General features: G+C 67.9%; 25 protein-coding genes. 13 read left to right on the plus strand and 12 right to left on the minus strand.

Going from position 1 to position 26,288, the window contains the following annotated elements; translation table 11 throughout:
• Window positions 1–15 precede the first annotated feature (15 nt).
• The gene (locus tag FFS72_RS18060; protein WP_137875208.1) at window positions 16–621 is read left to right on the plus strand and encodes a histidine phosphatase family protein; all 606 of its coding nucleotides are present in this window, start codon (window positions 16–18) and stop codon (window positions 619–621) included.
• A gap of 21 nt (window positions 622–642) precedes the next feature.
• On the opposite strand, the gene FFS72_RS18065 is transcribed toward FFS72_RS18060, so the two are convergent.
• Window positions 643–1,272, minus strand: a complete 630-nt coding sequence (locus tag FFS72_RS18065) for a TetR/AcrR family transcriptional regulator (RefSeq protein WP_137875209.1) — start codon at window positions 1,270–1,272, stop codon at window positions 643–645.
• A 78-nt stretch (window positions 1,273–1,350) separates the two neighbouring features.
• On the opposite strand from FFS72_RS18065, the gene FFS72_RS18070 reads away from it, so the two are divergent.
• Entirely contained in the window at window positions 1,351–2,568 is a 1,218-nt protein-coding gene (locus tag FFS72_RS18070; protein WP_137875210.1) for an oxygenase MpaB family protein, read from the plus strand.
• A gap of 13 nt (window positions 2,569–2,581) precedes the next feature.
• Here the strand turns inward: FFS72_RS18070 and FFS72_RS18075 are convergent, their stop codons facing one another.
• A complete protein-coding gene (locus tag FFS72_RS18075) occupies window positions 2,582–2,776 on the minus strand; it encodes a three-helix bundle dimerization domain-containing protein (protein ID WP_137875211.1) in 195 nt (64 codons plus the stop codon).
• 257 nt (window positions 2,777–3,033) lie between these two features.
• Between FFS72_RS18075 and FFS72_RS18080 the strand changes: the two genes are divergently transcribed.
• The 4 genes from FFS72_RS18080 to FFS72_RS18090 all read left to right on the plus strand — a co-directional run bounded on the left by FFS72_RS18080 (window position 3,034) and on the right by FFS72_RS18090 (window position 5,238).
• Window positions 3,034–3,507, plus strand: coding sequence for a DUF5994 family protein (locus FFS72_RS18080; RefSeq protein WP_249353390.1), 474 nt, complete (start codon window positions 3,034–3,036; stop codon window positions 3,505–3,507).
• Complete coding sequence (locus tag FFS72_RS26515; RefSeq protein WP_171018733.1) at window positions 3,504–3,647, plus strand: hypothetical protein; 144 nt, start codon at window positions 3,504–3,506, stop codon at window positions 3,645–3,647. The genes FFS72_RS18080 and FFS72_RS26515 overlap by 4 nt, the downstream gene beginning before the upstream one ends.
• Before the next feature lie 15 nt (window positions 3,648–3,662).
• On the plus strand, window positions 3,663–4,553 hold the full coding sequence (locus tag FFS72_RS18085; RefSeq protein ID WP_137875212.1) for a phosphatidylinositol mannoside acyltransferase: 891 nt from the start codon (window positions 3,663–3,665) through the stop codon (window positions 4,551–4,553).
• A 163-nt stretch (window positions 4,554–4,716) separates the two neighbouring features.
• A complete protein-coding gene (locus FFS72_RS18090) occupies window positions 4,717–5,238 on the plus strand; it encodes a DUF5994 family protein (RefSeq protein ID WP_137875213.1) in 522 nt (173 codons plus the stop codon).
• Between the two features lie 63 nt (window positions 5,239–5,301).
• Here FFS72_RS18090 and FFS72_RS18095 read toward each other — a convergent pair whose 3' ends face one another.
• Window positions 5,302–6,168 (minus strand): LysR family transcriptional regulator, encoded by an 867-nt coding sequence (locus FFS72_RS18095; RefSeq protein WP_137875214.1) that lies wholly within the window; start codon window positions 6,166–6,168, stop codon window positions 5,302–5,304.
• Window positions 6,169–6,261: 93 nt separating this feature from the next.
• Between FFS72_RS18095 and FFS72_RS18100 the strand changes: the two genes are divergently transcribed.
• Window positions 6,262–7,248: a bile acid:sodium symporter family protein gene (locus FFS72_RS18100; protein WP_137875215.1), complete on the plus strand. Its 987-nt coding sequence runs from the start codon at window positions 6,262–6,264 to the stop codon at window positions 7,246–7,248.
• 89 nt (window positions 7,249–7,337) lie between these two features.
• Here the strand turns inward: FFS72_RS18100 and FFS72_RS18105 are convergent, their stop codons facing one another.
• From FFS72_RS18105 to FFS72_RS18115, 3 genes are all read right to left on the minus strand, one after another.
• Window positions 7,338–7,952, minus strand: coding sequence for a DUF4304 domain-containing protein (locus tag FFS72_RS18105; protein WP_137875216.1), 615 nt, complete (start codon window positions 7,950–7,952; stop codon window positions 7,338–7,340).
• A gap of 42 nt (window positions 7,953–7,994) precedes the next feature.
• On the minus strand, window positions 7,995–8,405 hold the full coding sequence (locus FFS72_RS18110; protein ID WP_137875217.1) for a hypothetical protein: 411 nt from the start codon (window positions 8,403–8,405) through the stop codon (window positions 7,995–7,997).
• A gap of 228 nt (window positions 8,406–8,633) precedes the next feature.
• Complete coding sequence (locus tag FFS72_RS18115) at window positions 8,634–9,527, minus strand: cutinase family protein (protein WP_249353391.1); 894 nt, start codon at window positions 9,525–9,527, stop codon at window positions 8,634–8,636.
• Between the two features lie 212 nt (window positions 9,528–9,739).
• Between FFS72_RS18115 and FFS72_RS18120 the strand changes: the two genes are divergently transcribed.
• Complete coding sequence (locus FFS72_RS18120; protein WP_137875219.1) at window positions 9,740–9,922, plus strand: hypothetical protein; 183 nt, start codon at window positions 9,740–9,742, stop codon at window positions 9,920–9,922.
• A 206-nt stretch (window positions 9,923–10,128) separates the two neighbouring features.
• Here the strand turns inward: FFS72_RS18120 and FFS72_RS18125 are convergent, their stop codons facing one another.
• The 5 genes from FFS72_RS18125 to FFS72_RS18145 all read right to left on the minus strand — a co-directional run bounded on the left by FFS72_RS18125 (window position 10,129) and on the right by FFS72_RS18145 (window position 20,876).
• Window positions 10,129–11,844, minus strand: a complete 1,716-nt coding sequence (locus FFS72_RS18125) for an Ig-like domain-containing protein (protein ID WP_137875220.1) — start codon at window positions 11,842–11,844, stop codon at window positions 10,129–10,131.
• An 81-nt stretch (window positions 11,845–11,925) separates the two neighbouring features.
• Window positions 11,926–13,710 carry an Ig-like domain-containing protein gene (locus FFS72_RS18130; RefSeq protein ID WP_249353392.1) on the minus strand — a complete coding sequence of 595 codons (1,785 nt, stop codon included), beginning with the start codon at window positions 13,708–13,710 and terminating at the stop codon, window positions 11,926–11,928.
• 253 nt (window positions 13,711–13,963) lie between these two features.
• Complete coding sequence (locus tag FFS72_RS18135) at window positions 13,964–15,418, minus strand: glutamate synthase subunit beta (RefSeq protein ID WP_137875221.1); 1,455 nt, start codon at window positions 15,416–15,418, stop codon at window positions 13,964–13,966.
• On the minus strand, window positions 15,411–20,006 hold the full coding sequence (gltB, locus tag FFS72_RS18140; protein WP_137875222.1) for a glutamate synthase large subunit: 4,596 nt from the start codon (window positions 20,004–20,006) through the stop codon (window positions 15,411–15,413). The genes FFS72_RS18135 and gltB overlap by 8 nt, the downstream gene beginning before the upstream one ends.
• A gap of 282 nt (window positions 20,007–20,288) precedes the next feature.
• Entirely contained in the window at window positions 20,289–20,876 is a 588-nt protein-coding gene (locus tag FFS72_RS18145) for a TetR/AcrR family transcriptional regulator (protein ID WP_171018734.1), read from the minus strand.
• Window positions 20,877–20,952: 76 nt separating this feature from the next.
• Here FFS72_RS18145 and FFS72_RS18150 point away from each other — a divergent pair, with 76 nt between their 5' ends.
• Window positions 20,953–21,945, plus strand: coding sequence for an FAD-dependent monooxygenase (locus FFS72_RS18150; RefSeq protein ID WP_137875223.1), 993 nt, complete (start codon window positions 20,953–20,955; stop codon window positions 21,943–21,945).
• A 58-nt stretch (window positions 21,946–22,003) separates the two neighbouring features.
• Here the strand turns inward: FFS72_RS18150 and FFS72_RS18155 are convergent, their stop codons facing one another.
• Window positions 22,004–22,552, minus strand: a complete 549-nt coding sequence (locus FFS72_RS18155; protein ID WP_137875224.1) for a dihydrofolate reductase family protein — start codon at window positions 22,550–22,552, stop codon at window positions 22,004–22,006.
• A gap of 389 nt (window positions 22,553–22,941) precedes the next feature.
• On the opposite strand from FFS72_RS18155, the gene FFS72_RS18160 reads away from it, so the two are divergent.
• From FFS72_RS18160 to FFS72_RS18175, 4 genes are all read left to right on the plus strand, one after another.
• Window positions 22,942–23,556 carry a DUF2510 domain-containing protein gene (locus FFS72_RS18160; RefSeq protein WP_137875225.1) on the plus strand — a complete coding sequence of 205 codons (615 nt, stop codon included), beginning with the start codon at window positions 22,942–22,944 and terminating at the stop codon, window positions 23,554–23,556.
• 83 nt (window positions 23,557–23,639) lie between these two features.
• Window positions 23,640–24,311, plus strand: a complete 672-nt coding sequence (locus FFS72_RS18165) for a DNA alkylation repair protein (RefSeq protein WP_137875226.1) — start codon at window positions 23,640–23,642, stop codon at window positions 24,309–24,311.
• 143 nt (window positions 24,312–24,454) lie between these two features.
• Window positions 24,455–25,567, plus strand: coding sequence for an agmatine deiminase family protein (locus tag FFS72_RS18170; RefSeq protein WP_137875227.1), 1,113 nt, complete (start codon window positions 24,455–24,457; stop codon window positions 25,565–25,567).
• 31 nt (window positions 25,568–25,598) lie between these two features.
• The gene (locus tag FFS72_RS18175; RefSeq protein WP_137875228.1) at window positions 25,599–26,228 is read left to right on the plus strand and encodes a TetR/AcrR family transcriptional regulator; all 630 of its coding nucleotides are present in this window, start codon (window positions 25,599–25,601) and stop codon (window positions 26,226–26,228) included.
• The last annotated feature ends 60 nt before the right edge of the window (window positions 26,229–26,288 follow it).

A 26,288-nucleotide genomic window follows, 5' to 3' on the forward strand; every position in this document is an offset into this window, starting at 1 on the left:
TGTCATGGTGACTGGGTGCAACTGCTCCTGATCCGCCACGCGCTGCCCGAACGCCTCTTCACCGATGACGCGCCGGCCGACCCGGCGCTCACCGCCGAGGGCCACGCCCAGGCCGCACGATTGCCGGATGCCCTCGCCGTGTATCCGGTGGCGCGGATCGTCAGCAGCCCGCAGTTGCGCGCCCGCCAGACCGCGGCCCCGCTCGCCGAGGCCCGCGGACTCGTCGTCGACGTGGACAAGGACCTCGCCGAGTACGACAGCGAGCTCGCCCACTACATCCCCATCCACGAGGCGAAGACCGCGGCGCCCGAGGCCTACGCGCGCATCCTCGCCGGCCACCTCCCCGAGTTCGTCGACGCCGAGGTGTTCCGGGCGCGTGTCCTGGACGCCATGGGTCGCGTCGTCGCCGACTCCGACCACGAGGACACCGTCGCCGTCTTCGCACACGGCGGCGTCATCAACATCTACCTGCAGCACCTGCTCGGCCTGGAGCGTCCGCTGACCTTCCCCATCGAGTACGCCTCGGTGTCGCGGATTCTCTTCTCCCGCAACGGGAAGGCGCGTCCGGCTTCCGTCAACGAGACCGGCCATGTGCGGGACCTGCTGACGCGACACCGCTGATCCGGCGGATCCGGCGTCCGCTCAGCGATTCACGGCGTCGGCGAAGGTCATGCACAGCCTTGTGCACAGCTCGGCGAGCTCCTCGGGCGACTCGTCCTGCGTTTCGAGCCAGTTGTCGATGAGGTGGTTGACGCCGCCGGCGACGAAGCGTGCGTATCGGCGCAGATCGACACCCTCGGGTGCTCCGAAGCCGGGAATTCCGTTGCCGTGCAGCAGCATCAGGTCGGCGACCATGTTCAGACTCTCGACCCTGCGGCGTTCCAGCCCGGGCACGCCGGCGAGATCGGTGCGCATGATGCGGTGCACGTTCGGGTCGGCGTCGATGGCGCACAGGAATGCCGTCAGTGCTGCGCGCAGCTTGTCCTCGAGTTCGCCGTCCGTGGTGCGGCTGGATTCGACGAGCGTGGCGAACAGTTCTCCTCGGACCTCGTCCGCGACGGCCTCGATCAACGCGTCGCGGTTGGCGAACTGCTCGTAGAAGTAGCGGGGCTGCAGGCCGGACGCGCTGCACACCCCGCGGACGGTGACCTCGCCGAGTCCCGTTTCGCCCCATGCCTGACGCCCCGCGTCGAGGAGTTTGCGGCGCCGCTGCGCGCGGCGGTCGTCCGCACTGACCCCGCCGTAGTCCCGCACCACATCTGCACGTGCCATTGACAGCACTCTACCGTCACCCTATGTTTTGGAGCACGCGTGTTGTCCAAACCTGGTGTCGATCGAAGGGCCCACCCGATGACGTCTGCACTCCCCGCCCGCCACCCGGACGGCCCCTGCACCGTGCCGGTCGGCATCCGGGCCTTCGGCCTGGCACTGGGCCTGCGCAAGCCGGATACCGCGCAGTTCCGACGCCTCGGCGACTGCCTCACGGTCGGTGACGAACTCGCCGACCGACTGGTCGAGTGGATGTACACAGCGGGCATGAGCGTGAGCCGTCCCCTCTTCGAGCAGGCGCTCGCGGGCGGCATCGACTCCGTCGCGGACGCCCCCGAACCGCTGCGCGAGTTCTTCACCGAGGTCGAGACGGTCCCGGACTGGGTGGATCGGGACGCACTCGACGTCGCCGCGAAGGTGATGCGCAGCGGCGGCGCGGACGCGCTGTACATCGCCCGCGACGTCGCACTGCTGGGCGGCTACATGTTCTCCGGTTTCAACCAGACCCTGCTGCGCACCGGCGCACTCGAGAAGGGCTCGAACGCCCGCTTCGCCGAAACGTCACAGTGGGCGCTCGACGTCATCACCGAGAACGGGCTCGCCCCGGGCGGGGTGGGTTACCGATCCACCGTCCGGGTCCGGCTGATCCATGCCATGGTTCGGCGGCACGTCACGGCACTGCCCGACTGGGACTCCGACGCCTGGGGGCTGCCGATCAACCAGACCGACATGGCCGCCACCCTCGTCGGCGCGCTCATCGCGCCGAGCGTCGGCGCGATCGCGATGGGAACCGTCCACCGGCCCACCGAGTACGACGCCGTCGCGCACCTGACCCGGTACGTCGGCCGGCTCATGGGCGTGCACGACGAGTTCCTGCCCACCAGTTTCCGCGACTCGGTCCGCGTGCTGCTCCACACGTCGTACGCGCTGTCGACGCCCGACGAGACAACGCAACAGCTCTCGATCCCGATGATCGACGACCCGCTGTCCTGGAACTACGGCGCGTTCCCCACGCTGCGCCGCCGGATCGCGCGCTCCCAGCACCTGTCGATCACCAGCGCATTCCTCGGACCGGGCGCGATGCGCACCCTAGGACTACCGTGGTTCGTCCTGCCCTGGTATCCGGTGATCCGCTTCCCCGTCAACGCGTTCCGCTCCATCGCCACCCTCCGCGACGGCGGCCGGGACCGCGCCGCGGTGCGCGGCATGGCGCAGCAACGAAAGTTCATGCGCACCATGATCGACGGCGACGCCACCATCGGGCACGCGGCGGCGGGCATCACCCACCACGCCGCGTGACGCGGACCCGGGTCTAGCTCGCAGCGAGTTGCGACCTGATGCGGCGTTCGACGAGCAGGGGCACGAAGTCGCGGATCGGCCTGCCTGCGAAGTCGTCCCTGGCGCGAGCGACCATGGCGTCGACCTCGTCGCCTGCGAGACCGGGGTAATCGCTCTTGAGCGATTCGAGAACCTCGCCCAGTGCGGCTGCCTCACCTTTTTCCACCATGCCGGACAGTCGACCAGCGCCGAGTGAACCTGGAGTCAACGCATTCCATCCGTCCCATGACTACGGGATCACTTGTCGTGTAAACGACAACCCACATCAGCTCGACCATGCATGCAGAAGACGTTGGCCGGGCGACGAGCTGCGTGAGGACTGTAGACTGGAGTCATCGGTCGCACCATGAGCTGGAATTGACTTTCTCCGGTCTGCGCCGGTTGGAAACAGATGGCCGATTCGCGGCCACCCCAGAGGAGCGTCACATGACGCCGTTCTCACTCCCGTCGCACTACGACATGGGACGACACACACCGACTCCTGACAACCGTCAGCCGTTCAGCCCGACCACCCGCACGTCGCGTGTCCTGCTCACGCCTCGTTCGGAGAACAACGCCGAGGTGGACGGTGTCTGGTGGCCCTGGACCACCAACACCACAACCGAATTGCACTCTCTGGTCACGGCTCTGACGGATCGGCTCGGGCCCGTGGAGCGCATCGCCTTCGACTGGAACAAGATCAGCAGGAATCAACGACTCATCGACGACTCGGACGGCATCGTCGTGACCGGTCCGATCCCCGGTCAACCCACGGACGTCATGTTCGTGTACGGCGAGAGCGGAAGCATGCTTGCCCTCGTCGTCATCGCCTCGGGGACAGTCGCCGATCACGGATACGACCTCATGCGACAGGTCATCGCCACCGCCCATTCGAAGGACCACAAAGGAGCCGCACTGTGAACGAAGGCCGGCCGACGGGGCTGTTCAGCCACCTCGACGACGAGGTCACCGTCACCGCCATCTCGATCGAGGACGACGAGCGGCTGAGTCGTCCGGTGTTCAGCGGGATCCCCGCCGACCAGCAGCACGGCGACGGGTAAGCGGCAGGAACGAACGTGCACCCGAAGGAACGAGCATGGGATCTCGGGTACGCGGCGGCGTGGCGGCTTGTACGCACACTGCCGCAACGGTGGGCCGGACGCCTCTTCGACATCGCGGCCGATCGTGCGGCGCGCAACGGCGGCCCGGATCAGCTGCGACGCAATCTGGCTCGGGTGGTTGACGCAACACCCTCCCAGGTGCCAGACAGCCTCGTGCATGCGAGCCTGCGTTCCTATGCGCGCTACTGGTGCGAAGCCTTCCGGCTGCCGTCGATGGATCCGGTGCAGCTCGCCGAGCAGGTCGAATCCTCGGCCACCGGCCTCGACCACGTTCACGAGGCGGTCGAGCACGGCAAGGGCGTGGTACTCGCGTTGACACACAGCGGGAACTGGGATCTTGCTGGCTGCTGGCTGGCGCAACGGGTGGGCCCACCCATCGTGATCGCCGAACGGCTCAGGCCCGAGTCGCTGTTCCGGCGCTTCGTCCGGTTCCGCGAGGGTCTGGGATTCGAGATCATCCCTCTCACCGGTTCCGCGACACCGCCGTTCGAACAACTGGCGTCAAGGCTGCGACAGGGAAGAGTCGTCGGGCTGCTCGCCGAACGCGACCTGTCCGGCACGGGGGTGCCGGTCACCTTCTTCGGAGAACCGACCCGCATCCCGGCCGGTCCGGCCAGGCTGGCGATCGACACCGGCGCACCACTACTGCCGGTGCACTGCTGGTTCACACCCGACGGCTGGGGCTTCCACGTCGACCCGCCGATCGACGCCACCCGCGGACTGGTCGGCACGACACAGGCGTTGGCCGACCGATTCGCGGCCGGTATCGGCGCACACCCCGCCGACTGGCACATGCTGCAGCCGTTGTGGCCGACCGACTTCGCGGCCGCTCACCCCGCGAACTAGGCACCCAGACAAACATCAGGCCGCCGCAGGGCGCCGGCAGGACGCACCCCACCCTGCCCACGGGATAGACTGGGTGTATCGGAGGCACATCGTGCGCGGATCGAGTCGCGTCGTCACCGATTCGAATAGTCGGCCCTTCGCGGCCGAGTCAGGAGCGTCGATCATGACGCTGCATCCCGCCCGACCCTATTTCACCCCGCCGCGCGCACGGCCCGGCCACACTCCGCGCCTGCGGCTCAAGTCGAAGGCACCCTCTTCAGGGGCAGTCGACGGAGCGTGGTGGCCACGTACCCGAACCTTGACGCGTGAACTCCCAGACCTGCTCGAAGTTCTGTCCTTGAGACTCGGCCCTGTCCAGCGTGTGCTCTACAACGTGGACGAGTGGGCGCCGGCACCCACCCGCATCTTCGTTGCCGGGAGCGCCGTCCGCCTCGACGGCTACCCCTTCCAGCCGGTCGACACGATCTACGTCGCCGGTCCCCATAGAACGAAGATCGTGTTGCTGGTCGTGCCGCCTCGGACGGACCCGGATTCTGCGAACGACATCCTCACGGCTGCCGCGAAGACCGGTTCTCGGACATCCACCACTGATCTCCTGACGGCAGGAGCAGTCGGGGTAGCCGCACGAGAAGAAGGGGCAGCAGCACAGCAGCGGTGGGAGTCCGACGGCGGTGGCGGTCGTTGACGCGCAACACAACTCGAGTAGAGAGTCTGTACTCCCACGGCAGAGGCCTGACCGTCCTGCACTTCACCGCCTCCGACTGCGTGCCCGCAGCCGGTTGGCGTTGTCGAAGATGACTGCACGCAAAGCCGATTCCGGCTCGCTCAGCACGGTGCGCCGGGAAACAAGGACGAACTCGATGTCCCCGGCGTCGGGGAGACCCTGACCGCGGACCGGTTCGAGCCCCGGCGGCGGGAGGCTCTCGGCGTGCAGGACGACGCCGAGTCCCGCGAGCGCCGCGGCGCGCAGGCCGTTGAGGCTGTCGGTGGTGCACGCGACGCGGGCACCACGGCCGCTGCGACGCAGGACGTCCAGCGCCGCTTCCCTCGTCAGCGACGGCGGCGGATAGGTGACGAGCGCGATCGGACCGTCGGCGTCCAGCACGAAGCCCGGCGCGGCATGAAAGGCCAGGCGGTCACGGAAGATGAGCTCGCCGTGCCGCTCCCCCGGCCGCCGCTTGCCGAACATCAGGTCGAGGGAGTTGTCGGCGAGACCCCGGTGCAGGTCCTCACTCAGGCCGACGGTCAACTCGAGGTCGACCCGCGGGTGACTGCGCCGGAATTCGCCGAGGATCTCCGGCAGCTCGTTGAGCACCAGATCCTCCGAAGCGCCGAACCGGAGCCTGCCGCTGACCGGCGAGCCCGCGAAGTACTGTTCAGCGGCGTCGTGTCGGTCGAGGATGTCCTGGGCGAAACCGACCATCGCCGACCCGTCCGCCGTCAACTCCACGCCGTGGGTGTCACGCAGGAACAGTTGCCTGCCCGCGGCGAGTTCGAGTTTGGCGACGTGCTGACTGACCGTCGACTGCCGCACACCGAGCCTGCGCGCAGCGGCGGAGAAGCCCCCTTCCTGCTCGACGGCGAGGAAGCTGCGCAGTTGCACCGGCTCGAACACCACTCCATCCAACCATGCCGATCACAGTTCGTGATCGCTGAAATCACAGCGATCAAGTTCGCGAATGACATGGTCGGCCTCTACCGTCGAACGATGTTCTCGAAGATCCCCGTGCTGGGACGGCTCGACCCGTTCCTCGTCGCAATCCTCCTCACGGTCGCGTTCGCCGCGATCGTGCCGGCGGACGGGATCGCCCTGGACACCGTGGCGTGGGCCGCGAAGATCGCGATCGGGCTCCTGTTCTTCCTGTACGGGGCTCGGTTGTCCACACAGGAGGCGATCGACGGGCTCAGGCACTGGCGCCTGCACCTGACGATCCTGGCCACGACGTTCGTCGTGTTCCCCCTGCTCGGGCTCGCAGCGAAGGTTCTCGTGCCGTCGGTGCTGAGTGAACCGCTGTACCTCGGCGTGCTGTACCTGTGCCTGCTGCCGTCGACCGTCCAGTCAGCGATCGCCCTGGTGTCGGTGGCGCGCGGCAACATCCCCGGCGCAGTCGTCTCGGCCAGCGCGTCGAGCATGATCGGCATCATCGTCACGCCGGTTCTCGTGGCACTCACGATGTCCACACAGGGCGTGACCTTCAGCGGGTCGGCGGTGCTCGACATCGTCCTCATGCTGCTCGTGCCGTTCCTCGCCGGACAGTTCCTGCGGCGCTGGATCGGCGGATGGGTCAAGGAGCACGGCAAACCACTCAAGCTCGTCGACCGCGGCTCCATCCTGCTCGTCGTCTACGTCGCTTTCAGCCGCGGCATGAACGAGGGCATCTGGTCGATGCTGTCCCCCGGACGCCTGGCCGCGCTCGTCGGGGTCTGCGCCGTCCTCCTCGCGATCGTTCTCGCGCTCACCTGGTACGGATCGCGGAAGCTGGGCTTCTCGTACGAGGACCGCACCGCGATCCTGTTCTGCGGCTCCACCAAGTCCCTCGCGACCGGGCTCCCGATGGCGACCGTCCTGTTCCCCGGTCAGCCCATCGGCCTGATCGTATTGCCGCTCATGCTCTTCCACCAGATGCAACTGCTCGTGTGCGCGGCGATCGCGGCACGGCTCGCCAGGCGTCTACCCGCCGCCGTCCCGGCGTAGTCGCGCCGTCGCCGTCATCAGAGACAGTGCTGAGCAGGTTTTTCCACAGCTGTGGATGAACCCGAACGACAGTCCACCACCACGCCGGGTCACACGGGTGGAACCGAGGACAGGATCGAATCGAGTTCGGCCTCCGGAATGTGGCGGCGGAGAACGGCATCGATCCGAGGCCAGCGCTCCTCGGCGCCGAACTCCAACCGGATGGATCCGTAGAGCCTCCGGGCAGAGTCCCAGTCGCCCGTCGCGATGCGGTAGCGGAACGCCTCGGTCGCCACGCCTCCACTGATGCGGTCCGCCACCTGATCGGTCGTCGTGACGAGCCCGAGGGCCCCCGCGCCCACCTCCAACCCGGCCGACACCTCGGCGCCGACAGCGGCGGCGGCCTCGTCGTCGGTGATCTCGAACCAGGGCGGCATGCCGGGCACGAGCTTCTCCAGACGGCAGCGGAACTGGCAGTCGACCTCGCGCGGCCGCGCCGAGGCGGTGCCACCGATCGCGGTCGCGAACTCCGCGGAGTAGATGCCGCAGTTCACGTAGAACCGCACGTGTCCACCGGAATTCCCCGATGAGCGTTGGAGCGACACGACGTCCGTGAGACCGCCACGATCCCTGGTGAACACGAGGGCACGCTTCCGGAAACCCAGTCGCTTCAGCAACGGCCGCACGTGGTCACGTTCGACACCGACGGAAGCCGAGTCATTCACAGTCGGTCAACCTACCAGCGCCCGGTGACGCGAACCGGTGTGTCACCGGGCCGCCTGCCGGTCGACGGCCCAGCCGTCACCGGTCCACACGATGTCGACGGCGTACTCACTGTTGACCCCGACCTCCCAGTAGTCGATGGTGCCGTGATCCGCGGCGTCGAGTTCGATCCACCCGATGACGAACGCGTCCCCGAGGACACGGCGCATCCGTCGGTCGACGTCGGTGAGCGATGTGCACAGAGCACGGACGCGCGACTCGGTCCACTCCGGCCGCGCGCCGACGATCGTGACCTCCAGGTCGGTCCCGTCGCGAAGCGGTATCCGGATCAGAACTTCACCGGAGTCGGGTCGAACCTCCCGAGTCGCATGATCCTCGTAGGCATGCAACAGGTCTCTCGGCTCGTACAGCGAACGCACACTTCGGACGTCGGTGGGACCGCGGAAACCGAACACCGGACCATTGTGACCCACCTGTCGGCGCGAAGGTCGCCCTCCGATCGAGGAGTCAGGGCCTGCCGCGACGCCGGACAGCGCGTCAAGGGTGATTTTCGTCGGGAGGCTTTCGAAGTGCGGATGCTCGACCGTCGGCCGGGGGGCAGCGCAAATGCACCGCGGCGCCTCCACCGATGGTGGAGGCGCCGCGGTACGCAGTGTGCGATTCGAGCCGTGGGCAGTCGGGCGTCAGGCCTTGTCACGCAACCAAGTCGCCAGCCAGGTCGTCGGGGTGTTGCCCGCGGCGTCCACAACGTAACCCTGGTAGTTCTGGTGCGCACCGGACCCGTAGAACACGGCGAGGTCGTCGGCGCGTTGCAGATTCGCCTGCTCCGTCAACTGGTTCTGCAACATGGGGATTCCACCCGCACCGACCAGATCCCGGAGGAGCGCACCACCCTCTGTGGCGATGTCGGGAGAGTCCGACGAGCCCGGATCGGAGTTCGTCGCGGCGAAGCCGGCCACCCGGGTGATGTAGTCGTCGTCCTCAGTGGAGCAGTACAGGTCGCCGGGAGCGCAGAACGTGACGGTCCGGTCGCTGATCCATCCGAAGCCACCGGCGCGCGGGCCTGCCGCACCGCCGCCCGGGACAATCGGACCGATCAGGGCGTCGGTCGGTGAACGCTGCGGGTCGGACAGCAGTCCGACGGCCGCGACCTTGTCCGGCCGGATCGTGCTGCGGCCGGTCCCGATCTCGCTTGCGAGGTCGCCTGCCGCATCCGCTCCCTGGCTGTAGCCGATGATCGCGAAGCGCGTGGCCGGGCAACTGGCCTGCATCGCCTCGAGCAGCCCGCGGGAGTAGGTCACCGCCTGCTGCTTCGACGCGCCGTACACCTCGCCCTCCCAGGGGAAGGCGGTCGCCGCGTAGTGCACGTAATCGGTGCGGATGTCGGCGCCGCGCAGGCCGTCGGTGACGCCTGCGAGCATGCCCGGTGCGCCCGGGTTCGTCGCTGCCGCACCCGTCTCCCAGGTGCCGGGGACCGCGACGACGTACAGGTTCGGGCACCCACCGGGTGCCGCCTGAGCCGGCGCGCCCACCGACAGCAATCCTGCCGTGACCCCCAGTGCTGCCGACGCAGACACAACGAACTTCCTCAGGCTCCTCAACGCCCTATCCCCTTCCAGGGTCTACGACCGACGCGACCAACGAGGAGATGGTGACATCGGGAGGTTTCGAAAAGATGCACGAATGGTGACGGAACGTTACCGCGATTAGCCGGGCCACGGTGCTGCTCGCGGAGCAAAGCACACGAACGACCGACACCGACGCGTCGGCGGCAGGAGAGAATCGGACCATGATCGACTCTTCCGTACTGCTCACCATCGGATCCGTCTGCATCGGGTTCGTCCTGTTCGTCACCGCCGCGAGTGGAGCCCGAGGACAGTGGAACCGGTCCCTGGTGATCGCGCTGTTCGTCACGGCCATGGTCTTCCTGACCGCGGTTCCGCTGACGGTCGCCCTCACCGCGGGCGTGTAGGGCGCACCTTCCGATCCTTCTCGGATACGCCTGGCGACATGCTCGTCCTGGACGGCCCCGGAGTCGCGCCGCGGGCTCCGCTCTTGCGTGGGGGAGTAGCCGATACCGGGGACGTATCGGCGCCGAAACGGGGATCGGGAGACATGCCTCCGGCAAACGCAGATCACCCGGGCCAACCGACCCGGGTGATCTGCGCACTCACTCTCCTACTGCGACGATCCGAATCCGCCGAGCAGGCCGTCGAGGCTGCCCGTTCCGCCGGGACCCGGATCGGTGTCACCGGGGACGGTCAGCGTCTGCGGCTCGGAATCCGAATCGATGAACCCGGCCGATGCGACGAACTGCGCCGTCACGCTGAAGGTTCCCGCGCTGGCGAACGTGGTCGGCAGCGTCGCAACACCGTTCACGACCGGGACCGGAGCCCCGAGCGGCACGTTGCCCAGCATGAACTGCACGGTGCCGTTGGCGTTCGCCGGATCGACCGTCGCCGTGAGCGTGACGGGCTGACCCTTGGCGATGGTTCCGACCGGGTTCAGCGTCGTCGTGGTCTGAACGGCCGCCGCCGGTGCGTTCGTGACGCTGACCGGGAAGGCGGGCGCCACGGATGCGGCGACACCGTCGGTGCCCGAGTAGCGGGCCACCACGCTGTGGGTGCCGGTGCCGGTGAACTTGTACGGCGCGACGGCGACACCGTCGGTACCGACCGTGCCCGTCACCTTGTCACCACCGTTGATCGTGAACTCCACGGTGCCGCCCTGGACCGCTGGCGTCACCTGCGCGTGCAGGTTGACGTCCTGGTCGACGTACGCCTTGTCGGGCGCCGTCATCACGACGCTGGTGACGATGTCGTCGGTGCTGACGTTGATCGTCTTCGGCGCCGACGTCGAGCCCACGAATCCCTGAGTGCCCGAGTAGACGGCGGTGACGGTGAAGTCGCCGTCGGTGTCGAAGGTGTGGGTGGTGCTCGCGGTGCCGTTCGCGACGGCAACCGGACCGCCGATGTCCGATCCGTTGATCGCGAACTGGACCGTGCCACCGTTCGCCGCCGGGTTCACGTTGGCGGTCAGCGTGACCTCGTCACCGTTCTTCACCGCGCCCGGCGCGGCGATGGTGGTCGTGGTCTGCTTGTCGGCCTCGACGATGCTGGTGGTGGCGAGCGGGCCCGCGCCGGAGTTGACCGGTGCCGTCGAGGTGTCCCGCGGGCTGCACTGGGTCGGCGCCCACGCGGTGATGATGAGCGACGCCTCCGGGAGGAACGTCAGGTAGTTCTTGTCGTTGCCGTAGAGCCCGGCGTCGCCGGCGGAGCGGAGCTTGACGTCGACCGTGCCCGAGGGGCCCGCCTTGAGCCGGACCTTCACCTGCGGCAGCTGGAAGGTGGTGTTCGCGCCGGACTGCGCGAGAGCGACGATGCCACCCCGGGAGCTCTTGCTCGATGTGGGGCTGTTGCCGATGACCTGGTTGTTGCCGGACAGCCGCAGGATCGGGCCGTTCGCATCGACGGCACCGTTCTCGTTGACCCGCAACAGGTTCGGTGCGACGCCACTGAGCCCGGAGCTGGTTCCCGGAATGATCTCGGTGCCGAGGATCTGCGCGTTCTGCGGCACCTCCATGTCGACCTTGACTCGCGACACACTCTGCAGCGACGAGCCGGAGTTCGAGTTCGGGACGCTGATCGGCGGAGCCGTGACGACGACGTCGTACTCCTCGCCCGCGTTGACCGACGCGGGCGCGTCCACGACGATCGAGGCTTCCTGGGTCTGGCTCTGCGGGCCTGCGACCGCGGACGGCGTCGCCAGGCAGGTGTTGTTGAAGGTGGTGGTGACGGGCGCGGCCTGAGCGGGGATTCCGCCGAGGAGGGTGGCACCGGCGAGCGCGGTCACCCCCAACGGGGCGACGATTCCGCGAATTCTCTTCTTCTGCACGCGATCTCCTACGGATGAAGGTGAAGAATCTGATGGTCCGGCCGGGCCCGGGGGCGCGTCACCCGGGCCCGGCCGAACCGGCTAGGACGTGAAGATGCTGGTCAGCGAACCGAAGTCGACGCTGCCGGTTCCGCCACCGGGCGTGCCCGCGGCGGTCACGGTCAGGACGGTCGGACCGGAGACCGAGTCCTTGAACCCACTGCCACCGGTGAAGCCGGCGGTCACCGCGAAGGTGCCCTCCGCGTCGAACGTGTGGGTGAGGGTCGCGACACCGTTCACCACGGCGACAGGGCCGCCGATCTCGGTGGTGCCGGACTTGAACTGAACGGTGCCGTCGGCGTTCGCCGGGTCGACGGTCGCGGTGAGGGTGACCGTCTGCCCGACCGCGGTGTTACCGGTGACCGCGAGGGCCGTGGTGGTGGCGACGCGGGTGTCCGGGTTGCTCACGGTGACCGTGAATCCGCCCGAGGTGGATGCGGTGAATCCGGCGATGCCGGAGAACTCGGCCACGACGTTCGCGCTGCCCGCGGAGGTGAAGGTGTGCGGCAGGACCGCGACGCCGTCACCGGTGCCGACCGGCGCGGTACCGACGGAGGTGCCGTCGACCAGGAAGTTGACGGTGCCGCCACTCGGAATCGGGAAGACGGTCGCCGACAGGTTCACCGGCGTTCCGACCACGGCGGTGACGGGCTCGAGAACCGTTGTGGTGGTTCCGAAATCGGCGTCGGTGATGCTCAGCGAGGCCGCCGCGGACGCGGAGTTGTTGTATCCGCCCGTACCGACGAAGTCCGCGGTGACGCTGTGCGAACCGGCCTCGACGAACTTGCGGGTCAGGGTGGCCTGGCCGTTCACGACGTCGACGGGGGCGCCGAGGGTGGCGCCGCCGTCCTTGAACTGGACCTGACCGGTCGCGCCGGCCGGAGTGACGTCGGCGGTGAAGGTGACGTCGTCACCGACCACTGCCGTGGCGGGGGCGTTCAGCGTCGTGGTGGTGTCGGCGGTGACGTCGACGGTCTTCACACCGGACACAGAGTCGTGGAAGCCGGCACCTGCGGTGAACGCGGCGGTGATCGCGTGGGCGCCGACCGTGTCGAAGGTGTGCGCGAGGGTCGCGACGCCACCCGACACCGCAACCGGTGCACCGATGTCGGCGGCGCCGTCCTTGAACTGGACGGTGCCGACCGAGTTCGCCGGGCCGACGTTCGCGGTCAGGGTGACGGACTCACCCGTCTTCGCGGTCGCGGGCGCCTGCAGGTCGGTGGTGGTGCCGACGGCCGGGTCGACGACGCGCACCCACGCACCGGCGGGGTTGGCGCCCGACTGCGTGGAGAACGCGAAGACGTCGAACACGAAGCCGGCGTTGTAGTCGCCGAAGGCCTGGGTGGTGGGGATCTTGTAGGTGACGGCGAAGTCCACGTTGTCGAGGTAGCCCTTGTTGCCCAGGACCGGCACCGAGTTGCAGCCGCCGCCGGTGCACGTCGCCTTGACGCCCGCGGCGCCCTCGTTGGCGACGTTCGACTGCTTGCTGATCGTGTGCGAGAGGTACTCGAAGCCGGCGGGCTGGATCTGCCGGATCGCGGTCATGTACCGGCCGATGCCCGAGGTCTTCCAGATCTTGGCGGTGTACGTGACGGTGTCGCCCGGGTGGACGATGTTCACGCCCGCCTGAGTCGGGTCGACCGAGGCTCCGTTCACGCCGGTCAGGCTGAGGTTCCAGCGCAGGTTGTCGGCCGTCTTGTCACCGGAGGTCGCCGGCGGGGGCGTGTCCGCGGCGGCGACACCGTGGGTCACGCCGAGCATCAGCCCGGTTGCGGCTACGGCCGCGATCATCGGTGTCGCGAGGCGACGGGGAAGGGAAAGACGCACTGGTACCTCCTCGACGGGCCGGCCTCGAAGGGCGGGCCTCATGCGTGATTACGGTCACATCTCGCGGGGTAGGCTAGTGGTCATGAAACGGTAACGGGCGGGTTTGCTGAACATTCGTCCATTTCGGCTGGACATTCGTTCAATTGAATGACCGACAGCCGCGACCTCGACAAAAACGAACCCGCCGCCCCGGTTGAACCGGGGCGGCGGGTTGCTGGTGTGGAGCCGGGCGACGCTGACCGGCGCCCGGTGCCTACCGCTGGGGAGCGGCGGACGGCTTGATCGGCGACGGCAGGAAGGTCTGCCCGCCTTCGAGGTAGGCGTCGACGGCGGCCGCACACGAGCGACCCTCGGCGATGGCCCACACGATCAGGGACTGACCACGGCCCATGTCGCCTGCGACGTACACGCCGGGGACGTTGGTCGCCCACTCGTCCGACCGGGCGACGTTGCCGCGGTCGGTGAGGTCGACGCCCAGGTCGGTGAGCAGACCCGGCTTCTCCGGTCCGACGAAGCCCATGGCGAGCAGCACCAGGTCGGTCTCGAGATCGAAGTCCGAGCCCTCCACCTTCTGGAAACGCCCGTCCACCATCTGGACCTCGTGAGCCTTGAGCGCGGTCACCTTGCCGTTCTCGCCGACGAACTGTTCGGTGTTCACGGAGAACACCCGCTCGCCGCCCTCCTCGTGCGCCGAGGACACCCGGTACATCAGCGGGTAGGTCGGCCACGGGGTCGACTCCGCGCGCTCCTCCGGCGGACGCGGCATGATCTCGAACTGGTGCACGATCTCGGCGCCCTGACGCAGCGACGTGCCGAGGCAGTCGGCGCCGGTGTCGCCGCCGCCGATGATGACGACCTTCTTGCCCTCGGCCGTGATCGTCGGTGCATCGATATCGCCGAGCTGCACCCGGTTGGCGATCGGAAGGAACTCCATCGCCTGGTGGATGCCGTCCAGCTCGCGACCGGGAACCGGCAGGTCGCGGGCCTCGGTGGCGCCGCCAGCGAGCACGACCGCGTCGAACTGGGCCTTGAGCTCCTCGGCGGTGATGTCGACACCGACGTTGACGCCGGTGCGGAAGACGGTGCCCTCGGACTCCATCTGCACCAGGCGGCGATCGATGTGCCGCTTCTCCATCTTGAACTCGGGGATGCCGTAGCGCAGCAGACCGCCGATGCGGTCGGCGCGCTCGAACACCGTCACCGTGTGACCGGCGCGGGTCAGCTGCTGTGCGGCGGCGAGACCGGCCGGGCCGGAGCCGACGACGGCAACCTTCTTGCCGGTGAGGCTCGAGGTGCGGATCGGCTTGACCCAGCCCTCGTCGAAGGCGCGATCGATGATCTCGACCTCGACCTGCTTGATGGTGACCGGGTCCTGGTTGATGCCGAGGACGCAGGACGCCTCACACGGGGCGGGGCACAGCCGACCGGTGAACTCCGGGAAGTTGTTCGTCGCGTGCAGGCGGTCGAACGCCTCGCGCCACCGATCCTTGTAGATCAGGTCGTTCCACTCGGGAATCAGGTTCCCCAGCGGGCAACCGTTGTGGCAGAAGGGGATACCACAGTCCATGCATCGGCTGGCCTGGGTGCGGAGGGTGTTCGAGTCGAAGTCCTCGTACACCTCCTTCCAGTCCATCAGGCGCAGCGGCACCGGCCGCCGGACCGGGGTCTCGCGGGAGGTGTGCTTGAGGAAGCCGTTCGGATCAGCCACGAGCTGCCTCCATGATCGCCTCGTCCACGTTCGTTCCGTTCTTCTTCGCGGTGTCGATCGCCACGAGCACCTTCTTGTAGTCGCGCGGCATGACCTTCGCGAAGTGGTTCACCTGCTGCGACCAGTCGGCGAGGATGCGTGCGGCAACCTCGGACCCGGTCTCGTCGCGATGCTTCTCGACGGTGGCCTTCAGCCAGGCGAAGTCCTCGTTCTCGAGATCCTCGAGATCCACCAGTTCGGTGTTGAGGTTCGCCTCGAACGAGCGATCCGCGTTGTAGACGAACGCGGTACCGCCCGACATGCCCGCACCGAAGTTGCGACCCGTCTTGCCGAGGATGACCACGTGGCCACCCGTCATGTACTCGCACGCGTGGTCGCCCACACCCTCGACCACCGTGGTGGCACCCGAGTTGCGGACCGCGAAACGCTCGCCCACGACGCCGCGGAAGTACGCCTCGCCGCCCGTGGCACCGAACAGCAGCACGTTGCCGGCGATGATGTTGTCCTCGGCCACGAAGCCGGCAGGCGCCTGCAACGACGGACGCACCGCGATGCGACCACCGGACAGTCCCTTGCCGACGAAATCGTTGGCGTCACCGAACAGCCGCAGCGTCATGCCCTTCGGCACGAAGGCGCCGAAGCTGTTGCCCGCCGAACCGGTGAAGGTGATGTCGATGGTGTCGTCGGGCAGGCCCGCACCACCGTGCACCTTGGTCAGCTCGTGGCCGAGCATCGTGCCGACCGTGCGGTTGACGTTGGTGATCTTCGACTCGATCTTCACCGGGTTGCCGGTGTCGACAGCGTCGCGTGCCTGTGCGATGAGCTCCTGGTCCAGCGCCCTGTCGAGCGCATGGTCCTGGGTTCCGGTGCAGTACAGGTCCTGCTCCGGGAACACCGTCTCGGGCGCCGCGAGGATCGGCGACAGGTCCAGCTTGGCCGCCTTCCACACCTCCTGAGCCGCAGTCGTGTCGAGCATCTCGACCTGGCCGACCGCCTCGTTGATGGTGCGGAATCCGAGCTCGGCGAGGAGCTCACGCACCTCCTCGGCGATGAACATGAAGAAGTTCTCCACGAACTCCGGCTTGCCGGTGAAGCGGCTGCGCAGCAGCGGGTTCTGCGTCGCGACACCGACAGGGCAGGTGTCGAGGTGGCAGACGCGCATCATGATGCAGCCGGAGACGACGAGCGGCGCGGTCGCGAAACCGAACTCCTCGCCACCGAGCAGCGTCGCGATCACGACGTCGCGGCCGGTCTTGAGCTGGCCGTCGACCTGCACGACGATGCGGTCGCGGAGACCGTTGAGCAGCAACGTCTGCTGGGTTTCGGCGAGGCCGAGCTCCCACGGTGCGCCCGCGTGCTTGACGGAGGTCAGCGGGGTGGCGCCGGTGCCGCCGTCGTGACCGGAGATGAGCACCACGTCGGCGTGTGCCTTGGACACACCCGCGGCGACGGTGCCGACACCGACCTCGGAGACCAGCTTCACGTGGATGCGGGCCGCCGGGTTGGCGTTCTTCAGGTCGTGGATCAGCTGTGCGAGATCCTCGATCGAGTAGATGTCGTGGTGCGGCGGCGGCGAGATGAGGCCGACGCCGGGCGTCGAACCACGAACCTCGGCGACCCACGGGTACACCTTGTGCGGCGGAAGCTGTCCGCCCTCACCGGGCTTGGCACCCTGCGCCATCTTGATCTGGATGTCGGTGCAGTTCGTCAGGTAGTGCGAGGTGACGCCGAAACGTCCGGACGCGACCTGCTTGATCGCGGACCGGCGCCAGTCGCCATTCTCCTCGACCTCGTAGCGACGCGGGTTCTCGCCGCCCTCACCCGAGTTCGACCGTGCGCCAAGGCGGTTCATCGCGATGGCGAGCGTCTCGTGGGCCTCGGCCGAGATGGAGCCGTAGCTCATCGCACCGGTCGAGAACCGCTTGACGATCTCGCTGGCCGACTCGACCTCGTCGATCGAAATCGGCTCGCGCACACCGGACTTGAACTTGAACAGGCCGCGGAGGGACGCCAGCCGCTCGGACTGGTCGTCGACCATCTTCGTGTACTCCTTGAAGATGGAGTACTGGCCGGTCCGGGTGGCGTGCTGGAGCTTGAAGACGGTGTCCGGGTTGAACAGGTGGTACTCGCCCTCACGACGCCACTGGTACTCGCCGCCGACCTCGAGCTCGCGGTGCGCGCGCTCCTCCTTGCGGGGGAGGTAGGCCGCCTCGTGGCGGACCTTCACCTCGGCCGCGATCTCGTCGAGACCGATACCGCCGAGCTGCGAGCGCAGGCCGGTGAAGTACTCGTCGATGAGTTCCTGCGACAGGCCGATGACCTGGAACAGCTGCGCGCCGGTGTACGAGGCGAGCGTGGAGATGCCCATCTTGGACATCACCTTGAGCACGCCCTTGCCGGCGGCCTTGATGTAGTTCGCGACGCCCTTGTCGTAGGTGATGTCGGTGAGCTGGCCGCTCTCGATCATGTCCTCGATGGACTCGAAGGCCATGTACGGGTTGACCGCAGCAGCACCGAAGCCGATCAGGGTGGCCATGTGGTGCACCTCGCGGGCGTCACCGGCCTCCACGATCAGACCGACCTTGGTCCGGGAGCGTTCACGCACCAGGTGGTGGTGCACGGCCGACGTCAGCAGCAGCGACGGAATCGGGGCAAACGTCTCGTTGGAGTTGCGGTCGGTGAGCACGATGATGCGGGCACCACCGGCGATGGCCTCCGAGACCTGGAAGCGGATGCTGTCGAGCGCCGCGCGCAGACCGTCTCCGCCTGCCGCGACCCGGTACAGACCGGGGATGACCACCGAGCGGAAGCCCGGGTACTCGCCGTCGTCGTTGACGTGGACGAGCTTCGCGAGGTCGTCGTTGTGCAGGACCGGCGACGGCAGGCTCAGGAGCTTGCAGGAGTCCGGACCCGGGTTGAGCAGGTCGCCCTCGGGGCCGAGGCTGCCGCCGATGCTGGTGACCACCTCTTCACGGATCGCGTCCAGCGGCGGGTTGGTGACCTGTGCGAACAGCTGCTGGAAGTAGTCGAACAGCAGTCGCGACCGCGAGGACAGCACCGCGATCGGGGTGTCGGTGCCCATCGAGCCGAGCGCCTCACCACCGGTCTTGGCCATCGGGGTGAGGAGGATGCTCAGCTCCTCGGTGGTGTACCCGAACACCTGCTGACGGATGAGCACACGCTCGTGGTTCATGTGCAGAACCTCGCGCTCGGGCAGATCCTCCACCCGGACCATCCCGGCGTCGAGCCACTCCTGGTACGGCTGCGCCGCCGCCAGCTCGGCCTTGATCTCGTCGTCCGAGACGATGCGGCCCTGCGCGGTGTCCACGAGGAACATGCGGCCCGGCTGCAGGCGGGTCTTGGAGACCACCTTCTCCGGGTCGATGTCGAGGACTCCGACCTCGGACGCCATGACGACGAGGCCGTCCTCGGTGACCCAGATGCGGCTCGGGCGCAGACCGTTGCGGTCCAGCACCGCGCCGACGACGGTGCCGTCGGTGAAGCACACCGACGCGGGTCCGTCCCACGGCTCCATCAGCGCGGAGTGGTACTCGTAGAACGCGCGGCGAGCCGGATCCATCGACTCGTGACGCTCCCACGCCTCGGGGATCATCATCAGCACGGCGTGCGGCAGGCTGCGGCCACCGAGGTGCAGCATCTCGAGCACCTCGTCGAAGCGCGCGGTGTCGGATGCGCCCGGGGTGCAGACCGGGAAGATCTTGTCGAGCTTGTCCTCGCCGAACACGTCGGACTCGATGAGTGCCTCGCGGGCCCGCATCCAGTTCTCGTTGCCCGTGACCGTGTTGATCTCGCCGTTGTGGGCGACGCGGCGGAACGGGTGCGCCAGCGGCCACGAGGGGAACGTGTTGGTGGAGAAGCGCGAGTGGACGAGGCCGAGCGACGACTCGACGCGCTCGTCCTGCAGGTCCAGGTAGAAGCTCTTGAGCTGCGGGGTGGTCAGCATGCCCTTGTAGACGAACGTCTGCCCGGACAGGCTGGGGAAGTACACCGACTCGCGGCCCGGGCCGTCCTCGCCCGCGCCACCGTCGCCGAGCTCGTGCTCGACGCGCTTGCGCACGACGTACGCGGCACGCTCGAGCGCCATGTCGGTCAGGCCTGCGCCGGTCAGGAACACCTGGCGGAAGGTCGGCATCGCATCGCGTGCCATCGCACCGAGCGACGACCCGTCGGTGGGAACCTCACGCCATCCGAGGACGGTCATGCCCTCTTCGTTGGCGATCCGCTCGACGCCCGCGGCGGCCTCGTCCGCGGCCTCGGCGCCCTGCGGGAGGAAGCCGATACCGGTCGCGTAAGCACCCGCGGCCGGGAGCTCGAAGTCCACGACGGCGCGCAGGAACGCGTCCGGCACCTGCAGCAGGATGCCTGCGCCGTCACCGCTGTTCGGCTCGGCGCCCGCGGCACCGCGGTGCTCGAGGTTCACCAGCGCGGTGATGGCCTTCTCGACGATGTCGCGGCTGCGACGCCCGTGCATGTCGACGACGAACGCGACACCACACGCGTCGTGCTCGTTCGAGGGGTCATAGAGGCCCTGGGGTCCGTGAGACCGGTGGCCTGGAAATTGCTTCATACCTAGCCTTCGTGTGCGTGAAGATGCACAGACGACCAGCAACGCTGATGGCCATCACGTGGCAAACCAAGCGCCGACACAGCGTCGGATCGGCGCGCCCACCCGGCGATCGCTGCAGTCGATTTTTCGGGATGTGATCCCGTCACGACTGGCTGACCGAGTGGCCCCTGGACTCTTGTGTGTCCAGCATGTTCCGAAAACGATAATTCACAGCCCCCACTTCGCGCCAACTAAGGTAATCCTTTTCACTATCTGAGCTGGGCTAACGGGCTGACCGACCAGTCAGATGCGACCCGAATCGGCTCCGAAGAACGCGGCGAGCAACGTAACAATTCCGGGTCTCGGGTCGAGGGCGCTCGCCTGGCCGGGCAGTGAGGGCGTGGTCACCTCGTGGAGGATCACGCCGTCGAGATAGTCCGTGAGGATTCGTCCATGGGCGCCCGGATCGGGGGATCCGAGCATGGCCAGCATCATTGTCCCCCACTCGAGCAGGTCGGCGCGACCGCGGGAAATGGGCGCGACCAGCGACGGGTCGGTGGCGGCGGCGGTGAACAGGACGAACCGGGCGACGGTCCGCGTGCGATGCGCCCCGGTCGCGAGCAGGACGTACCCGGCGAGTCCGTCGGCCAGTTCCGTCAGGGTCGCCGGGAAACGGCGCGATCCGGTGTCGTCCCAGTCGCGGCGATCACGCTCGACGAGGTGCGCCAGAACGGCATCGACCAGGGCGTTTCGGGTGCGGAACCAATTCGACGTCGAACCCTGCGGTAGGCCGGCGGCGGTGTCGACGCCGCGGTGCGTCAGACCCCGCAGCCCACTGGTGCCGAGCAGGTCGAGAGCGGCATCGAGGGCGCGTTCCCGGTTACCTGCCATTCCGGCAACACTACAGCGGTAGTGACGTCCACTACGTCAGTAGTGAACGTCACTACATCCGTAGTAGGTTGAGGTCATGCGCGCAACGATCGTCGGCGGCGGCATCGGTGGCCTCACCGCCGCGAACCACCTGATCCAGCACGGATGGCAGGTCCGAGTACTCGAACGGGCCGCCACCCTTCCCACCGAAGGAACCGCGCTCGGCATGTGGCCACCCGCGTTGCGCGCGCTCGACGCCATCGGGGTCGGCGATCGAATCCGCGGCGTCGGCGTCCCCCAGTCCTCCGGCGCGATCCTGCGGCCCGACGGATCCACCATCGCCCGACTCCGAGTCCCCGGCGGCGCAATCCTGGTGTCGCGGCCGGCACTGCTGAACGCGCTGGCCTCGGACGTCCCCGTGGAGTTCGCCCGCACGGTCGACTCGATACCGACCGACTGCGACGTCGTCATCGCGGCCGACGGGATCGGTAGTCGTATCCGGGACCGGATGTTCGGGCCTCGATACCGGGCCCGGCCGCTCGGCATGGCCGCCTGGCGCGGCTGGGTGCCCGGCGATACGTCGACCACGACCGAGACGTGGGACGCGGGCGCCCTGTTCGGCATCACCCCGCGGGACGGCGGACTGACCAACTTCTTCGCCGCCGTCCGCGTCGAACCGGGCGCAGAAGACGACGGAATCACGTTCCTGCGCAACAGGTTCGGAGGATGGCACCCGTCGGTTCGCGAGGTACTCGATCGCATCGACAGTGAGGCGCTGCTGCACCACGACCTCCACCACTCCCCCGCGCTGCCTTCGTACGTGCGCGGCAACGTCGCGCTGATCGGCGACGCCGCGCACGCGATGGCGCCGAACCTGGGACGCGGCGCGTGCGAGGCCATCGTCGACGGCGTCACCCTCGGACGCGCGCTGACGGAGAGCTCCGACGTCGAGGAGGCCCTCCGGCGCTATGACCGGGCGCGGCGGCGGCGGACGCGGTTGCTGGTGCGCGGGTCGGCGGCGATGGCACGGGTCGCGACGACGAGCCGGGGCCGGCGGATCAGGGATGCGGCGCTGCACGTGCTCACCTGACCACCGGAGCGGCACCGGCAGCCTCGGCTTCCGACCGCGCGGACGGCGTCCACACGCCTCACCGGGCCGCGTACTGCAGGAGCGTGACGCCGTTGCCGAACGGCCGGGACGCCACCCGGTCGAGCCGCGGGATCTCGTACCCGTCCGGGAAGAGGCGCCTGCCGCCACCCTGGACCACCGGATGGACGAACAACCGGTACTCGTCGACCAGGCCAGCCTCGATCAGGCTGTGGCACAGCCGAATACTGCCCGTGACGCCGATCTCGCCGCCCGGCCCGTCCTTCAATCGTCGGACCTGATCGAGCCAGTCCCCGGCGAGGATCGTCGAGTTCTGCCAGCCCGGGTCCGTCATCGTCGAACTCACGACGTACTTGTGGACGTCGTTCAACTCCGCCGCGATACCGGTCGGGTCGTCTGCCAGTCGAGGCCAGTAGCCACGGAAGTCCTCGAACGTCCGTCTCCCCAGAACGAGCGCGTCGCCGCGGTCGGCGTGCAATCGCGTCGACTCCAGCATCTCGTCGTCCTGACCGGCGGGGTCGAACCAATTTCCCAGCATCTCGATTGCGCCATCGACAGTGATGTTCTGGGTGATCACCAGGGTTCGCACTGCCCGCTCCTTCACCTCGAGGACGATGACTCACTCAATGGTGACCGGCAGGCGGCCCTCGACTCATCGGTCGATGACGCGGGATGCGGAACGATCGGCCGAAATGGCCCGTAAATGACTACTGACCGCAGCGAATCGAGTCAGCTGCGGTCAGTGCTGCCGTAACCATAGCGTGACCGGATCGTGACGCCAGGTTTTGTGGTGGGCATCACTCGGAACCAGCTGCACGCGCTCACACCACCCGTCCGAATGCCATGCCCCCGAAACCAATCGTGGCCGTGCCGTCACTGACCCGGGACCGCGCCGAGACAGGTTTCGACGTCGATACAGCCAGGCCGTGCCTACGGTCGAGGGGCAGCGAACGCTCCACGAGCGGGAAGGACTCCACCATGTCCGACACCTCCAGCCCCGGCGGCGGCCCTCCCGGTCCGGGCTACTACCCCGACCAGTCCGGTGTCATGCGGTGGTGGGACGGCACCCAGTGGACCGATCGAACCCAGGGCGCCGCCTCCCCACCTGCGGCTGCACCCCCGCCGCCGAAGAAGTCGCACACGTTGCGCAACGTCCTGCTCGCCCTGGTCGCCGTGTTCGTACTGATCATCGGTGGTTGCTTTGCCGTTGTCGGCATCACAGCCAACGAGGTGAACGAAGCTATCGAGACGCACCAGGCCGAGGACGCCGCACCCGGCGGTCCCGACAATCCCCTCACGATCGTCGAGGGCGAATCCTTCGAGGTGTCGGGGTTCCAGTACGCCCCCGGCTGGTCCGTCACGCAGGACTCGCTCGGCTACGCACAGGTCGAAGGGCTCAAGGTGACGAACGGCCGCAGCGACACGGACGGTGCAATCGTCGAGATCAAGTTCATGAACGGCAGCGAGGTGATGGCCCTCGTGGACTGCACGACCGAACAGATCCCGGTCGGGCAGACCACCACACTCAACTGCTTCGGCGGAGACAAGTACCCGGCGTCGTACGACCGGATCACGATCAACGACACCTTCTGACATCCGCACCCCGCTCAGCGCAGGGTTCCCGCAGTCGGTCCCGCTTCCTAGGCTGGCGTGGACGCGACATCAGGAGGACTGCGATGGTTGAGACGACGGTGCCTGAACTGCTGGTCGAACTGGCCGAGCTGGAGGACCCGAAGATCCGCGCGGTGAACGAGCGGCACGGCGACGACCACGGCGTGAACCTGACGAAGCTGCGGGCCGTCGCGAAGCGGTTGAAGACCCAGCAGGATCTTGCCGTCGAGTTGTGGGCGACGGACGTCACGTCCGCGCGTCTGATCGCGCTCCTGATCTGCCGACCGAAGGCGTTCGACCGCGACGAACTCGACACCATGCTGCGCGAATCTCGGACACCCAAGGTGCACGACTGGCTCGTCGGGTACGTGGTGAAGAAGAACCCGCACGCCGAGGAACTGCGTCAGACGTGGCTCGGGGACCCCGATCCGGCGCTCGCGAGCGCCGGCTGGGCGCTGACCACCGACCGCGTCGCGAAGAAGCCCGAGGGCCTCGACCTCGACGGGTTGCTCGACGTCATCGAAGCGGAGATGAAGGACGCCCCCGACCGCCTGCAGTGGGCGATGAACCACTGCCTCGCGCAGATCGGTATTTCGCACGCGGAGTTCCGCGGGCGCGCCCTCGGCATCGGGGAGCGTCTGGAAGTGCTCAAGGACTACCCGACGCCCCCGAACTGCACCTCGCCGTACGCGCCGATCTGGATCACCGAAATGGTGCGCAGGCAGAGCGTCGGCTGACCGCCGACTCGCCCGATCCACTGCCTGAGCACCGGGTCCGTCCAACCTTCGACCTTGACTGAAAATTCAGTCAGGAATAGATTTGCGACGAACCCCCGCCCGATCACCAGATCGAATCGAGGGGAGAACAGGACACCGACACCATGCTCAGACGACAGTTCCTGCAGTCGAGCCTCGCCGCAGCCGGCGGCTTGTTCGCGATCGGCTGCTCGGACGGCGGCTCCTCCTCGGACGTCGCCGACGACGCCGACACCCGCGAGTGGCGGATGCCCGACGAGGGCGAACCGCACGCCCGGACGTGGATGGCGTTCGGCGCGAGCGAGGAGATCTGGGGCGCCGAACTGCTGCCCGAGGTCCAGCGGAACCTGGCGACGATCGCGCAGACCATTGCGCAGTTCGAGCCCGTCACCATGCTGGTGCGCCCCGAGGAGATGGACCTGGCGCGCGGACTCGTCGGCCCGTCCGTCGAACTGGTCGCCGCACCGCTCGACGACCTGTGGATGCGGGACACCGGACCGGTGTTCGTCGAGGGCAACGGGACGAAGGCCGGGGTCGACTTCAACTTCAACGGCTGGGGCGAGAAGCAGGACTTCGACCAGGATGCGGGCGTTGCGGGCATCGTCACCGCGCAGGCCGGAGTCGAAACGCTCGGTACCGACCTCGTACTCGAAGGCGGCGGCATCGAGGTCGACGGCGAGGGCACCGCGATCATCACCGAGAGCTGCGTCCTCAACGACAACCGCAACCCCGGCTGGTCGAAGGCGGACGTCGAAGCCGAGCTGATGCCGCTGCTCGGGCTCGACAAGATCATCTGGCTGCCCGGCATCAAGGGCAAGGACATCACCGACGGTCACACCGACTTCTACGCGCGGTTCGCCAGGCCCGGCGTCGTCGTCGCCGGATACGACCCGGACCCCGAATCGTTCGACCACGACGTCACGATCCGGCACCTCGACATCCTCAAGTCGGCGACCGACGCGCAGGGGCGGACGCTCGAGGTCGCGGTGCTCGACGCGCCGGGCACCGTCCGGCCCGAGTTCGAGTCCGACGACTTCGCCGCCGGCTACATCAACTTCTACGTCTGCAACGGCGCCGTCATCGCCCCCGAGTTCGGCGACCCCGACACCGACGGTGCCGCCCGCGCGGAGTTGGAGCGGCTCTTCCCCGACCGCCGCGTGGTGCAGATCAACATCGACGGCATCGCCGCAGGCGGAGGCGGTATCCACTGCACGACTCAGCAGGAACCCGCGGCCTGACGGCCACCGACCGACCGTAGGATGTGGCGCCGTGGCCGACCGTCGAAAGCAGATCATGGAAGCAGCGGTCCGCGTGATCGCACAGGACGGCGTGCGCGGGCTTCGCGTGGAGAAGCTCGCCGCCGAGGCCGGTGTGTCGACCGCCCTGATCTACTACCACTTCCAGGACCGGGCGGGCATCCTGCGCAGCGCCCTCGACCACGTCAACAGCCGGGCCGAGCGCTACACCGACGGCGCGTCCGACGCCGACAACCCCCGCACGCAGCTCGAACGGATGCTGCTCCTCGAAATCCAGGACGCACCCACCGTCCGGGAGAACAGCGTCGCGTGGGGGGAACTACGCGCGAGCGCCGTGTTCGCCGAGGACCTGCGCGACACCCTGCGTACCACCACCGCGGCCTGGGGCCACGACGCCGAGACCCTCATCCGGCAGGCCCAGGCCGCGGGGCTGGCAAATCCCGCCATCGACCCCGCCGACGCCGGCGAACGCCTCACCGCACTCGTCGAAGGGCTCAGCGAGCGCTGGCTCAGCGGCTCGACGAGCCTCGAACGGGCACGCGAACTGCTGAGCGGCGCAATCGATGTGGAACTCGGCGAGTCGGATTCTCGGCAGCAACGGGAGCAGGTCGTCCGCGCGGCGCCATCGCCGAGCGAACCGTAGGGCGCTCCACTCCCCCGTCACGTCGAAATATGTTCAGCCGCTAACGATCCGTTCGGGGTT

The sequence above is a fragment of the Rhodococcus sp. Q genome, from assembly GCF_005503035.1.
Taxonomy (GTDB): Bacteria; Actinomycetota; Actinomycetes; order Mycobacteriales; family Mycobacteriaceae; genus Rhodococcus_G.